This is a genomic window from Streptomyces sp. CNX435 (genome assembly GCF_059570575.1).
Genome location: NZ_JCANTA010000017.1, coordinates 152679 through 165695, shown reverse-complemented (window position 1 = coordinate 165695; position 13017 = coordinate 152679). Strand labels below are relative to the sequence as shown.

Genomic DNA, 13017 nt, shown 5'->3' with positions numbered 1-13017 from the left:
CACCGGCCCAGATCCCGAGGATGTCGCGGTGTCCGTCGACGGTGACAGCCATGACGACGTAGACCGGCCGGTTGGCGACCTGCCCGTCACGGATCTTCACGTGGATGGCGTCCACGAACAACACCGGATACACCGCATCGAGCGGACGGTTCTGCCACTCGGCCATGCCGTCCATCACGCTGTCGGTGATCGTGGTGATGGTCGACTTCGACACACTCGCGCCGTAGACCTCGGCCAGGTGAGCGGATATTTCGCCGTGTGTGAGGCCCTTGGCGGACAGCGACAGCACCATCTCATCCACCCCGGTCAGCCGCCGCTGCCGCTTCTTCACGAGCTGAGGCTCGAAGGAGCCCTCGACGTCCCGGGGCACGCTGATCTCGACCGGGCCGACGTCGGTGGTCACCGTCTTCGAGCGGCGGCCGTTGCGGGAGTTGCCGCCGTCCCGGCCGGCCACGTCGTGCTTCTCGTAGCCGAGGTGGTCGGTCATCTCGCCGTCCAGGGCGGACTCGATGACCCGCTTCGTCAGCTGCTGCAGCAGCCCGCCTTCCCCGGTCAGCTGCAGGCCCTCCGCCCGGGCCCGGTCGACCAGCATCCCGATCAGCTGGTCATCCACCACCGGCTCCCGGCCAGCACCCTCCGCGGCTGCCTCGTTCTCAACCTCGGGTACAACATCAGTCATTCGGTGTCACTCCATGATCCAGTTCCACCGTCTGTTGTACACGCCCAGAGCCGCCGTTCGGGCGTACTTCCCGCGACACGAAGTGATCGATTAAGAGGGAAGTGTGCAGGTCAACAGACCGAGACGGGTGGTTACGCAGCCTGCAGCGGGGCGTCCGCGCGCCATTTGAGGATCTTGTCGAAGCTCACCACCGCGCCGCGGCCCGGGCGGTCGCGGATGTCGACGTGGTCGCTCAGCTCCGCGATCAGGAACAGGCCGCGGCCGCCCTCCGCGCCGGTGTCGGTGGGGGGTGGCACCGTGGGGCGGGTGGCGGGGGTTTCGGGGGGTGGGGGGTGGGGGGTGAAGCCGGGGCCGGAGTCGATGACCTCGATGTGGCAGCGGTCGCCGTCGAAGTAGGCGGTGACGCGGTAGTCCTCGCCGGCCCCGGCGCCGCCGTGTTCGACGGCGTTGGCGCACGCCTCGGTGAGGGCGAGGGAGAGGTCGAAGGCGACGTCCGGGTCGACCCCGGCCGTTTCCATCGCGCCGACCAGCAGGCGGCGGGCGAGCGGGACGCTGGCCGCCTCCCGGCGCAGTCGCAGGGACCACCACATGCTCATGCGTTCAGCCTCCTGGCCGCCACCCCGACATACGGTACGTATAACCCTTGTGTCGGCACCGTAAGCACGCGAGTTGCGTGAGAACCCTCATTCGGCGGAGTGGTTTCTTCCGCCTTCCGGGGTGGGACATGACAAAACCTGGATACGGCCGATCGGCGCCCCGGCCGGGTCGGCGCGGCCGTGCGGTGAGATGATGGCGCCCGCCATGGCTGCCCCTCTCGCCTCCGCCGGTACGGAGCTGCGCCTCCTGCGGGCCGCGGTGTTCACCGCGGTCTGCGTCGTGCTGGCCGCCGGGGGGCACGTACTGGCCTCGGACGAGGCGGTGCCGCTGTGGACGTTCGGCGTCGCCGCGGCGCTGGTGTTCGCCGTGGCCGCGCCGCTGGCCGGGCGGGAGCGGTCGCTGCCCGGGATCGCGGCGCTGCTGGCGGTCGGGCAGACCGGGCTGCACGGGGTCTTCGGGCTCGGGCAGCACTGCGCCGTCGGCGGTACGGCGGCGGGTGCGGGTGCCGGTGCGGGTGCGGGTGCGTACGCCCACGGTGGCGCGGATGCGGGCGGCGAGGGCGGCAGTGCCGCCGTCGACCTCGCCCACCGGCTGCTGTGCAACGACACCGTGATGAACCTCACCGAGGGCCAGGCCCGCGAGATCGTCACCAACGCCGGCCTCGACCCGGATGTCGGCGCTGGCGCTGGCGGCGTCGCCGGTACGGCGGACGCGGCAGCCGGGGCGGCGGCCGGGGCGCACCCGCCGCACGCCGGGCACGGCGGCGGGCTCGGCGACGGCCTCGGCGCCGCGTTCGACATCTCCACGTACTCCCTGCCGATGGTCCTCGGCCACGTCCTCGCCGCCCTCGTCGCCGGCTGGCTGCTGCGCCGCGGCGACGCCGCCGTCACGTCCCTGCTGCGCATCGCCGCCGCCACCGGCGCCGGCCTCGGCCCGCTCCGCGCCGCCGTGCGCTACGCGCGGGTCCTCGACAGCGGGCTCGACGACGCCGGCCGGCCGGCCGTGCGCCCGGGGGCGGCGACGGCGTACGACGGGCAGAGCGCCCGTACCGTACGCGCACTGCAGCACGCCGTCGTACGCCGCGGGCCCCCGGCCCTCGCCCTCGCGGCCTGACGCGACGGCACCTCTCCGGCTTACGGCCCGCGCGCCGCACGCCCCGTACGACACGGGCGGGTGCGGGCGCCGGTCTCGGATGAGCGGGTGGTCGCGCCGCTGCCGCACGCGCGCTACCCCACCATCCACCACACCGACCGGAGTGTGTCACTCATGAAGTCATCCCGTATGCGCCGAATGTCCGTCAGTACCGCTGTTGCCGCCGGCGCCGTCCTGATCCTCGCCGGGCCGGCCGCCGCGCACGTCAGCATCGACCCCGGAGAGGCCGAGCAGGGCGGCTACGCCACCGTCAACTTCAAGGTGCCCAACGAGCGCGACGACGCGTCGACGGTCAAGCTGGAGGTCACCCTGCCGGCCGACCACCCGCTGACGTCCGTCATGCCCCAGCCCGTACCCGGCTGGGACGTGAAGGTGGAGAACGCCAAGCTGGACACCCCGATCGACTCGCACGGCGAGAAGATCACCGAGGCGGCCAGCAAGATCACCTGGTCCGGCGGGAAGATCGAGCCGGGGACGTTCCAGCAGTTCCCCGTCTCCATGGGCGCCCTCCCCGAGGACGCCGACCAGCTCGTCTTCAAGGCCATCCAGACGTACGACAGCGACGAGGTCGTCCGCTGGATCGAGGTCCCCGAGGAGGGCGCGGAGGAGCCGGAGCTGCCGGCTCCCGTGCTGGCCCTGGAGCCGGCCGAGGACGGCGGCCACGGCGACGACGCCGGGAACGCCGACGACGACACCGAGCCCGCCGCCGCCGAGAGCGGCGACGACGCCGACTCCGACGCCGACGATACGGCCGCCGACAGCGACGACGGCTCCTCCGACACCATGGCCCGCACGCTGGGCATCGTCGGTATCGCGCTCGGCGCCGCCGGGGTCGCGTTCGGCGTGCAGTCGCGGCGGCGCGGCGGCTCGGGCGGTTCGGGCGGTTCGTCCGCGGCGCAGTAGGCGCGGAAGGCACAGCAGGACCAGCAGGACCAAGCAAGCGCAGTAACAGCATTCGGCACGTCGTACGAATTACGCAGGTGGCCCGGCCGGCGACCCCGGGCGGGCCACCCGACCCCTCAAGGGAACACAGCATGCGCACAACCCGTACCACCACCGCCTACGCCGCCGCGGCCCTCGCCGCCGCCGCGGCGCTCACCCTCACCGCCTGCGGCTCCGACTCGGGCGACGACGCCGGCTCCGCCCAGCCGGCCGTCGAGGTCTCCGGCGGCAGCACGAAGCCCGGCGTCGTCCTCGACACTCCTAAGGAGAAGCCGGATCTCGTCCTCACCGACACCGAGGGCGAGGAGTTCGACCTCGTCGCCGAGACCGCGGGCAAGCCCACCCTCCTCTTCTTCGGCTACACCAACTGCCCCGACGTCTGCCCCACGACGATGAGCGACATCGCCATCGCGAAGCAGAAGCTGCCCCGCGCCGATCAGGAGAAGCTGCAGGTCGTCATGGTCAGCACCGACCCGAAGCGCGACACCCCGAGCCGGCTGGGCGAGTGGCTCGACGCCCAGGACAAGGACTTCATCGGCCTCACCGGCGACTTCGACGCGATCGAGGCGGCGGCGAAGAGCGTCGGCGTGCACATCGACAAGCCGGTGAAGGAGAAGGACGGCAGCATCACCGTCAGCCACGGCGCGTCTGTCCTGGCGTACTCGCCGAAGGACGACAAGGCGCACATCCTGTATCTCGCCGGGGTGACGGCGGGGCAGTACACCAAGGACATGCCGAAGCTGATCAAGGGGCAGAAGCCGTGAGGCGTACGCGCTCGACCGCGGCGGTCGCGGCGGCGGCTGCCCTGTCGTTCGCCCTGTGCCTCGGCGCCTGTTCCGCCGACGACTCCGGTACGGCCACGAAGGCGGACTCCGGCGGCGGCCCGGGCTCCGGTGACGGCCCGCGGCTGCGCGCCGAGGGCGGCTTCGTACCGCAGCCGGTGCTGAAGGACCTCGCCGCCGGCTACCTGACCGTACGCAACGACGGCCCCGCCGACGACCGGCTCACCGCCGTCAGCACCGACCTCGCCGACGACGTCACCCTGCACACCGCCGAAGGCGAGCGGATGCGCGCCGTCGACGGCTTCGACGTACCCGCGGGCGGCGAGCTGAGCCTCGCCCGCGGGGGCGCCCATCTGATGCTGGAGAAGCTGGATCGCAAACCGGAGGTTGGCGAGAAGGTCTCCTTCGTGCTGCACTTCGCCGAGTCGGAGCCGATCGAGGTCGAGGTGCCGGTGCAGCCGACGACGTATCGCCCCGCGGAATGAGAGGCGTGCCATGACCCCCTACGCACAGAACCGCCGCGCACCGGTCCGCCGGCGCACGGTGTCCCGCAGGCGCGTGGTCGGTGCGCTGTGCGCCGCCGTCGCCGCCGTGCTGTGCGTCCTCGTCCCCGGCGCCACCCCGGCGACGGCGCACGCCGCGCTGACCGGCACCGACCCCGCCGAGGGCACGGTCGTGCAGGAGGCGCCGGCGGCCGTCTCGCTGACCTTCTCCGAGTCCGTGCAGCTGGCCGACGACGCCATCCGCGTCCTCGACCCCGACGGCAACGACGTCACCAAGGGGGCCTCCGGCCACGCCGACGGCGACGCGACGACGGCGACGGCCGCGCTGCGCCCGGGGCTGCCGGACGGCACGTTCACCGTGGTCTGGAAGACCGTCTCCGCCGACAGCCACCCCATCTCCGGCGCGTTCACCTTCTCCATCGGCAAGCCGTCGAAGACGACGGTGGCGGTGTCCGAGGCGGGCGAGGACAACGGCAGCGCCAAGACGCTCTACGACACCGCGCGCTACGTCGCGTACGCGGGCTTCGTCCTGCTCGTCGGCGGCGCCGTGTTCGCGGGCGTGTGCGGCGGGCGCAACCCGGTCGTGCGGCGGGTGGCGAGCGGGGGGTGGGCGCTGCTGTTCGCCGCCACCGTGGCGCTGCTGCTGCTGCGCGGGCCGTACACGGGCGCGGACTTCGGGCTCGACTCGGTGCGCGACGTGCTGGAGACCCGCCCGGGCACGGCGCTGCTGTCGCGGCTGCTGCTGCTGGGTGCGGCGGCGGTGGTGCTGGCGGTGCTGTTCGGGATGTACGGGCGGGACGGCCGGGAGAACGCGGCCGCCGGTACGGGCCCGGCAGGTGATCCGGGTACGGGCCCGGATGCCGAGGCGGGTACGGACGACGAACGACCCGCCGCGGACGAGGACGACGCCGATGACGACTCCGGCACCGGTATCGACGTCGGCGCCGACGTCGATACCGACACCGCCCGGGACCGCGACCTGGCGATCGGCCTCGGGCTCGGCGGCGGCGTGGTCGCCGTCGGCCTCGCCGCGACGTGGGGCATGGCCGAACACGCCTCCACCGGCATCCAGCCGTGGCTGGCCGTGCCGATGACGATGGTCCACCTGCTGGCCGTCGCCGTCTGGCTCGGCGGCCTGACCTCGCTGGCGCTGAGCCTGCGCATCGGCCCGCGGGTTCCGTCGTACGTCATACGCCGCTTCTCGCGGATGGCGCTGACGTCGGTGACCGTGCTCGCCGGGACGGGCCTGTACCAGGCGTGGCGCGGGCTCGGCAGCTGGGGCGCGCTGACGGACACGACGTACGGGCAGCTGCTGCTGGTGAAGCTGGGGCTGGTGGCGGTGCTGGTCACCGCGGGGTGGACGTCGCGCCGCTGGACGCACCGGCTCGCCGGTACGGGCCTCGCGGCGAGCGCGGAGCCGGCGGCGGAGGAGGCGGAGGCGCTCGTGCCCGCCGCGGCCACCGCGAAGGCGGGCGCCGGCGCCGGGACGGTGCCGGCCGCCTCCGGCGGCGGGGCGCGGGACGGCGCCACGGTGCCGGCCCAGGGCTCCGGCTCCGGCGGCGACTCCGCACCGGACGACGACACCACCTCCGACGACAACCCCCGCACCGACACCGGCGCAGACGTAGACACAGAAGCAGACACAGACACCGACGACCCCGAACGCGCCGCCCAGCTCGCCCGCCAGCGGGCCGCCGTCGCCGCGAACCGCGCGCGTAAGGAGCGCGACTCCGACCCCGCGCGCCGCGGACTGCGCCAGTCCGTCCTTGTCGAGACCCTCCTCGCCGTCGTACTGCTCTCCGTCGTCACCCTGCTGACGGGCACCCAGCCGGGCCGGGCCGAGACCGAGCAGGCCGCGGCCGAGGCGGCGCAGCAGCAGCCGGCCGGGCCGGTGAAGGTGAAGGTCCCGTACGACACGGGCGGGCAGGGCGGCGCCGGAACCGCGGAGATCACCGTCGACCCCGGACGGGCCGGCGACAACCAGCTGCACGTCTACCTCACCGACGCCAACAACCAACTCCTGAACGTCCCCGAGCTGAAACTCTCCTTCACCCTTGAGGAGAAGAACGTCGGCCCGCTCGACATCGCCCCCACCCCCGTGGAGAACGGGCACTGGGCCGCCACCGGCGTCCAGCTCCCGCTGGCCGGCGAGTGGACGCTCCGGCTGACCGTGCGCACCTCACCCATCGACCAGGTGACAGAAGAGAAGAAGTTGACCATCCCGTGAGTTCGACCCGCTCCTCCAGCACCACACCGGACACCAACCCCGGCACCGACGCCAACCCCGGCACCGATGCCACCCGGCACCCGGTCTCCCGCCGCCGCCTCGTCGGCGCCGCGGGGGCCGCCGGGGCGGCGGGGCTCCTCGCCGGCGGCGCCTCCGGCGCCGTCGCCGCCGAGGCGCTGCGCGACGAGCCGCCCACGCCGCTGACGGCGATCGGCGCGAACGCGGTGTCGTTCCACGGCCCGCACCAGGCGGGCATCACCACCCCGCCGCAGGCCGCGGGCCACTTCGCCGCCTTCGACCTGGCCCCGGGCGCCGGGCGCAGCCAGGCCGCGGCGCTCCTCAAGCGCTGGTCGGCCACGGCCCGCGAGCTGAGCGAGGGCCGGGCGGCGGCGGCCGGCACGGGCAGCGCGCTCGACGCCGGGCCCGCGGCGCTGACCGTGACGTTCGGCTTCGGGCGCACGTTCTTCGACCGCACCGGCCTGGCCGACCGGCGCCCCGGCGGGCTCGACCCGCTGCCGCCGTTCTCCGCCGACGCGCTGGACGCGCGGCGCAGCGACGGCGACCTGTGGCTGCAGATCGGCGCCGACGACGCGCTCGTGGCGTTCGACGCGCTGCGTACGCTCCAGCGCCGGGCGGGCGACGCGGCGGTGCTGCGCTGGCAGATGAGCGGCTTCAACCGCACCCCCGGCGCCACCGACCGGCCCCGTACCGCACGCAACCTCATGGGGCAGATCGACGGCACCAACAACCCCAGGCCCGAGGACCCGGACTTCGACGCGCACATCTTCGTCCCCGCCCATGGGGGTACCCCCGCCAATGAGGGCGTAGCCGGCGGGGGAGGGGGTACCCACGCCGGTGGGGGCACCCCCGCCAGTGAGGGCGTAGCCGGCGGGGGAGAGGGCGTAGCCGGCGGGGGAGACCCGGCGTGGCTGGCGGGCGGCTCGTACGCCGTCTTCCGCCGGATCCGGATGCTGCTCGACACCTGGGACCACCTGTCGCTGGAGCGGCAGGAGCGGGTCATCGGCCGCCGCAAGTCCGACGGCGCCCCGCTGTCGGGCGGGGAGGAGACGACGCCGGTCGATATGAACAAACAACTCGCGGACGGGTCGCTCGCCATCGCGGGGGACGCGCACGTACGGGTGGCGGCGCCGGAGTCGAACGGCGGGGCGACGATGCTGCGGCGCTCGTTCTCGTACCACGACGGCTATCTGGACACCCGGGACGGGCCGGTGCCGGACGCCGGGCTGCTGTTCGTCGCCTGGCAGGCCGATCCGCTGAAGGGCTTCGTGCCCGTCCAGCGCAAGCTGGACCGGGGCGACGGGCTGTCGCGCTTCCTGCGGCACGAGGCGAGCGGGCTGTTCGCGGTGCCGGGCGGGGCGGAGGAGGGCGAGTACGTGGGTCAGCGGCTGCTGGAGGGCTGAGCCGGCGGGCCGTCTCTTACAGAGGAGGCTCCCGCGGCTCCCGTACGGAACAGCCGGGCCCGGCCCGTACGGAACGCGGACCCGGCGCCTTCGCCGCCCCCCACACCATGATCGTCCGTTACCCGGACGGCCGCCCCCCGACCCCCGCCCGTGGGTATCGTGGCCGTCTCGCCGATCGCGCACGAGGAGCCGCCCCCATGTCCGCCAGCCGCTTCACCTATCTCGGCCCCGAAGGCACCTTCACCGAAGCCGCGCTGCGCACCCTCCCCGAGTCGGCGACGCGCGAGCTGGTGCCGATGGTCTCGGTGCCCGCGGTGCTGGACTCGGTGCGCAGCGGGGAGGCCGCGGGCGCGCTGGTGCCGATCGAGAACTCCGTCGAGGGCGGCGTCACCGCCACGCTCGACGAGCTGGCGCTCGGCGAGCCGCTGATGATCTACCGCGAGGTGCTGCTGCCGATCGCGTTCGCCCTGCTCGTGCGGCCGGGGACGCGGCTCGCGGACCTCAAGACCGTCACCGGGCACCCGGTGGCGCAGCCGCAGGTGCGGCGCTGGCTGGCCACGCACCTGCCGGACGCGGTGTGGGAGTCGTCGGCGTCCAACGCCGACGGTGCGCGGCAGGTGCAGGAGGGGCGGGTGGACGGGGCGTTCGCGGGCGAGTTCGCCGCGTCGGTGTACGGGCTGGAGCCGCTGGTCTCGGACATCCACGACGCGGAGAACGCCGAGACCCGGTTCGTCCTCGTCGGCCGGCCGGCGCGGCCGGCGGCGCCGACGGGCGCGGACAAGACGTCGGTCGTCATCTGGCTCGGCGAGGACCACCCGGGCGCGCTGATGGAGCTGCTGCAGGAGTACGCGGTGCGCGGCGTCAACCTGCTGCGCATCGAGTCGCGGCCGACGGGCGAGGGCATCGGGCGGTACTGCTTCTCGGTGGACTGCGAGGGACACATCACCGACCGCCGGGTGGGCGAGGCGCTGATGGGGCTGAAGCGGATCTGTCCGCGGGTACGGTTCCTCGGCTCGTACCCGCGCGCGGGGCTGTCGCCGGCGGACGTACAGCCGCTGCGGCTGGGGACGTCGGACACGGCCTTCACGGAGGCGTCGGACTGGCTGACGCGGTGTCTGGACGGCCGCGCCTGACCTGGGGTCTGTGCACAGTTCACAGAGTTATCCACAGGGCGTCGGCATGGACTGTGTATAACTTCGGCGCCCCGGACGGGCAATGTCGACAAATCTGTCTAGTGACTGATTTCCGGCGTACAGCTGCTGAGATGGTTACTCGTCACGGCAATTCTCTTGATCCACTCCAAGGCGGTAGGCAATTCCGCTCCAAAGGGTGTGTAGTCGGGGCGGCAACGGGGAATTCCTGCGCCAGCACCGGCCGCACGGAACGATCTTCCCCGTCTTCCACAGGCCGCCTCCCCCGCCTGTGGATAACTTTAAGCATCCGCGGCCACCTGTGGAAAAGGGATCCTCAACTCCCCTGCGCACCACGGACGCAGGGAAGCTTTATGTCCTAATTGCACCGCATCGCCCTTTTTCTTCGGTGCTCCAGAAGTATGACCCGCGAAACGGTCTATTCACCGCAGAACGCTGGGAAATCCACAGCGGTGGAAATCGTCTGCGAGCCTGTCCGCGGACCCCGGTAACCTGGCTCCGTGATTGACCTTCGCCTGCTTCGTGAGGACCCCGACCGAGTGCGCGCGTCGCAGCGCGCCCGTGGAGAGGACGTCGACCTCGTCGACGTCCTGCTCTCCGCCGACGAGCGGCGCAGGTCGTCCAGTACCCGCTTCGACGAGCTGCGAGCCGAGCAGAAGCAGCTCGGCAAGCTGATCCCGCGCGCGCAGGGCGAGGAGAAGCAGGAGCTGCTGCGGCGCACCGGCGAGCTGTCCGCCGCGGTCAAGGCCGCGGACGCCGAGCAGGACGAGGCCGCCGCCGAGACGCAGCGGCTGCTGCTGCGCCTGGGGAACGTGGTGCATCCCGACGTGCCGGTCGGCGGCGAGGACGACTTCACGCTGCTGGAGACCGTCGGCACCCCGCGCGACTTCGCCGCCGAGGGCTTCGAGCCGCGGGACCACCTGGAGCTGGGCCGCATCCTCGGCGCCATCGACACCGAGCGCGCCGCGAAGGTCTCCGGCTCCCGCTTCTACTACCTGACGGGCGTCGGCGCACTGCTGGAGCTGGCCCTGGTCAACGCCGCGATCGCGCAGGCCACCGCCGCCGGCTTCACCCCGATGCTCACCCCCGCGCTGGTCAAGCCGCGCGCCATGGAGGGCACGGGCTTCCTCGGCCAGGCCGCCGAGGACGTGTACTACCTAGAGCGGGACGACTTCTACCTCGTCGGCACCTCCGAGGTCACGCTCGCCGCGTACCACATGGACGAGATCATCGAGACCGACCAGCTGCCCCTGCGCTACGCCGGGTTCTCGCCCTGCTTCCGCCGCGAGGCGGGCTCGCACGGCAAGGACACCCGCGGCATCATCCGGGTGCACCAGTTCGACAAGGTCGAGATGTTCTCGTACGTCGTCCCGGAGGACGCGGAGGCGGAGCACGCGCGGCTGCTGGAGTGGGAGAAGCAGTGGCTGTCGTCGCTCGGCCTGGCGTACCGCGTGATCGACGTGGCGTCGGGCGACCTGGGCGCGTCGGCGGCGCGAAAGTACGACTGCGAGGCGTGGATCCCGACGCAGGGGAAGTACCGCGAGCTGACGTCGACGTCGAACTGCGGGGAGTTCCAGGCGCGGCGGCTGTCGGTGCGGATGCGCGACGGGCAGGGCCAGAAGAAGGCGGCGCGCCCGCTGGCGACGCTGAACGGGACACTGTGCGCAGTGCCGCGGACGATCGTGGCGATCCTGGAGACGCACCAGCGGCGGGACGGCTCGGTGGCGGTCCCGGAGGTACTGCGGCCGTACCTGGGCGGGCGCGAGCTACTGGAGCCGGTCGCCACATGAGCGGCGCCCTTCCGTACCGGCTCATCGCGACCGATCTCGACGGCACGCTGCTGCGCAGTGACGAGACGGTCTCGCCGCGCACACGCACCGCCATCGAGGCGGCATGCGCACGGGGCGCGACGCACATCGTCGTCACCGGCCGCGCCGTGGTCTGGACCCGGCCCATCCTCGACGAGCTGGGCTACGAGGGACTGGCCGTCTGCGGCCAGGGCACGCAGGTGTACCACGCGGGCGAGCACCGGCTGCTGACCTCCGTGACCCTCGACCGCCGCCTCGCCGCCGCCGCCGTGGCGAAGCTGGAGGCCGAGGTCGGCGAGGTCGCGGTGGCCGTCAGCACGGACGGGCTCGCGGGCGAGGTGCTCGTCGGCCCCGGCTTCCGCGCGGTGGCGGCTCGGGAGACCGTGCCGGTCCGCCGGGTGGCGGCGCGTGACGAGCTGTGGGCGCAGCCGATCGGCAAGCTCTACCTCCAGCACGCCGAGCTGGACGACGACGCGCTGACGGCCGCGGCCCGGGAGACCGCCGGCGACCTCGTCGGGGTGGTGCTCGCCGGCGCCGACACCGTCGAGATGCTGCCGCACGGGCTGAGCAAGGCGACGGGGCTGTCGCTCGCGGCGCGCCGGCTCGGGGTCACGGGGTCGGAGACGATCGCGTTCGGGGACATGCCGAACGACATCCCGATGTTCCGCTGGGCCGGACGCGGGGTGGCGATGGCGGGGGCGCACGCGGAGCTGGTCGCGGTGGCGGACGAGGTGACGGCGTCGAACGACGAGGACGGCATAGCGGCGGTGCTGGACCGGCTGTTCGCGTAGGCGCGCGTCTGCGGACGGACGGCGCGGGGCGGTCTGCGGACCGACGGCGCAGGGCGCACGGCGCAGTACGCAGGGCGCACGGCGCAGGGCCGGGCGCGCCCTCAGCGGATGATCATCGTGAGGGCGGCGGTGGTGCCCACGGCGACGATGACGGTACGCATCAGGGTGGGCGTGAGCTTGCGGCCCAGGTGGGCGCCGAGGAAGCCGCCGGCCGTGGAGCCGGTGGCGATGATCCCGGCCGCGGTCCAGTCGACGTCGGTGACGATGACGAAGACGATCGAGGCGACGCCGTTGACGAGGGCGGCGAGGACGTTCTTGACGGCGTTGAGGCGCTGGAGGTCGTCGCGGACGAAGGCGCCGAACAGGCCCATGAGGATGACGCCCTGCGCGGCCCCGAAGTAGCCGCCGTAGACGCCCGTACCGAGGACGCCGAACCACATCGGGGTGCCGCCGTCGGTGTCGCCGTCGTCGTCGCGCCGGGCGAGGCGGCGGCTGAGGACGGGCTGGAGGAGGACCAGGGCGCAGGCGGTGAGGATGAGGACGGGGATCACGGCCTGGAACGTCTCGGCCGGCAGTTGGAGGAGCAGCAGCGCGCCGGCCAGGCCGCCGAGGAGGGAGGCGGTGGCGAAGCGGAGTATGCGGCGGCGCTGGCCGCGCAGCTCGCGGCGGTAGCCGTAGACGGCGCCGACGACGCCGGGGACGAGGCCGACGGTGTTGGAGACGTTCGCGAGGACCGGGGGGTAGCCGAGGGCGAGGAGGGTGGGGAAGGTGATGAGGGTGCCGGAGCCGACGACCGCGTTCATGCCGCCTGCGACGAGTCCGGCGCCGGCGAGCGCGGCGGCTTCGAGCGGTTCCACGGCGTCCTCGTTCCGTAGGTCGGGCTGTCGGTCGGTCGGGCTGCGGGGCTGTAGGTCGGTCAGGCTGCGGAGCTGTCGGGCTGTCGGGCCGCCGGGCTGTGTGCCGT

Annotated in this window: 12 protein-coding genes; 9 read left to right on the top strand and 3 right to left on the bottom strand. The window is 73.1% G+C overall.

Annotation, left to right across the window (positions count from 1 at the left end):
* Together T328_RS25490 and T328_RS25485 are read right to left on the bottom strand one after the other, a co-directional pair.
* Positions 1-592 (bottom strand): IS256 family transposase (locus tag T328_RS25490; protein WP_496498506.1); only part of this gene is annotated, 592 nt, incomplete at its 3' end.
* A 218-nt stretch (positions 593-810) separates the two neighbouring features.
* Positions 811-1275, bottom strand: a complete 465-nt coding sequence (locus T328_RS25485; protein WP_496498490.1) for an ATP-binding protein — start codon at positions 1273-1275, stop codon at positions 811-813.
* Positions 1276-1480: 205 nt separating this feature from the next.
* Between T328_RS25485 and T328_RS25480 the strand changes: the two genes are divergently transcribed.
* The 9 genes from T328_RS25480 to T328_RS25440 all read left to right on the top strand — a co-directional run bounded on the left by T328_RS25480 (position 1481) and on the right by T328_RS25440 (position 12053).
* Positions 1481-2389, top strand: coding sequence for a hypothetical protein (locus tag T328_RS25480; protein WP_496498489.1), 909 nt, complete (start codon positions 1481-1483; stop codon positions 2387-2389).
* Positions 2390-2557: 168 nt separating this feature from the next.
* The gene (locus T328_RS25475; RefSeq protein ID WP_496498488.1) at positions 2558-3331 is read left to right on the top strand and encodes a YcnI family copper-binding membrane protein; all 774 of its coding nucleotides are present in this window, start codon (positions 2558-2560) and stop codon (positions 3329-3331) included.
* 131 nt (positions 3332-3462) lie between these two features.
* On the top strand, positions 3463-4134 hold the full coding sequence (locus T328_RS25470) for an SCO family protein (protein WP_496498487.1): 672 nt from the start codon (positions 3463-3465) through the stop codon (positions 4132-4134).
* Positions 4131-4637 (top strand): copper chaperone PCu(A)C, encoded by a 507-nt coding sequence (locus T328_RS25465; protein WP_496498486.1) that lies wholly within the window; start codon positions 4131-4133, stop codon positions 4635-4637. The genes T328_RS25470 and T328_RS25465 overlap by 4 nt, the downstream gene beginning before the upstream one ends.
* Positions 4638-4647: 10 nt before the next feature.
* Complete coding sequence (locus T328_RS25460; protein ID WP_496498485.1) at positions 4648-6882, top strand: copper resistance CopC/CopD family protein; 2235 nt, start codon at positions 4648-4650, stop codon at positions 6880-6882.
* Positions 6879-8303 carry a Dyp-type peroxidase gene (locus T328_RS25455; protein WP_496498484.1) on the top strand — a complete coding sequence of 475 codons (1425 nt, stop codon included), beginning with the start codon at positions 6879-6881 and terminating at the stop codon, positions 8301-8303. Before T328_RS25460 ends, T328_RS25455 begins: the two co-directional genes overlap by 4 nt.
* A 197-nt stretch (positions 8304-8500) precedes the next feature.
* Positions 8501-9436 carry a prephenate dehydratase gene (gene pheA / locus T328_RS25450; protein ID WP_496498483.1) on the top strand — a complete coding sequence of 312 codons (936 nt, stop codon included), beginning with the start codon at positions 8501-8503 and terminating at the stop codon, positions 9434-9436.
* 518 nt (positions 9437-9954) lie between these two features.
* Complete coding sequence (gene serS / locus T328_RS25445; RefSeq protein ID WP_496498482.1) at positions 9955-11244, top strand: serine--tRNA ligase; 1290 nt, start codon at positions 9955-9957, stop codon at positions 11242-11244.
* Positions 11241-12053, top strand: coding sequence for an HAD family hydrolase (locus T328_RS25440; RefSeq protein ID WP_496498481.1), 813 nt, complete (start codon positions 11241-11243; stop codon positions 12051-12053). Before serS ends, T328_RS25440 begins: the two co-directional genes overlap by 4 nt.
* A 101-nt stretch (positions 12054-12154) precedes the next feature.
* On the opposite strand, the gene T328_RS25435 is transcribed toward T328_RS25440, so the two are convergent.
* Entirely contained in the window at positions 12155-12910 is a 756-nt protein-coding gene (locus T328_RS25435) for a sulfite exporter TauE/SafE family protein (RefSeq protein WP_496498505.1), read from the bottom strand.
* Positions 12911-13017 lie beyond the last annotated feature (107 nt).

Excerpts from the sequence above, each read along its gene's own strand:
- T328_RS25480 (WP_496498489.1), top strand. The coding sequence starts at position 1,481 with ATGGCTGCCCCTCTCGCCTCCGCCGGTACGGAGCTGCGCCTCCTGCGG.
- T328_RS25470 (WP_496498487.1), top strand. The coding sequence starts at position 3,463 with ATGCGCACAACCCGTACCACCACCGCCTACGCCGCCGCGGCCCTCGCC.
- T328_RS25440 (WP_496498481.1), top strand. The coding sequence starts at position 11,241 with ATGAGCGGCGCCCTTCCGTACCGGCTCATCGCGACCGATCTCGACGGC.
- T328_RS25485 (WP_496498490.1), bottom strand. The coding sequence starts at position 1,275 with ATGAGCATGTGGTGGTCCCTGCGACTGCGCCGGGAGGCGGCCAGCGTC.
- T328_RS25460 (WP_496498485.1), top strand. The coding sequence starts at position 4,648 with ATGACCCCCTACGCACAGAACCGCCGCGCACCGGTCCGCCGGCGCACG.
- pheA (WP_496498483.1), top strand. The coding sequence starts at position 8,501 with ATGTCCGCCAGCCGCTTCACCTATCTCGGCCCCGAAGGCACCTTCACC.
- T328_RS25475 (WP_496498488.1), top strand. The coding sequence starts at position 2,558 with ATGCGCCGAATGTCCGTCAGTACCGCTGTTGCCGCCGGCGCCGTCCTG.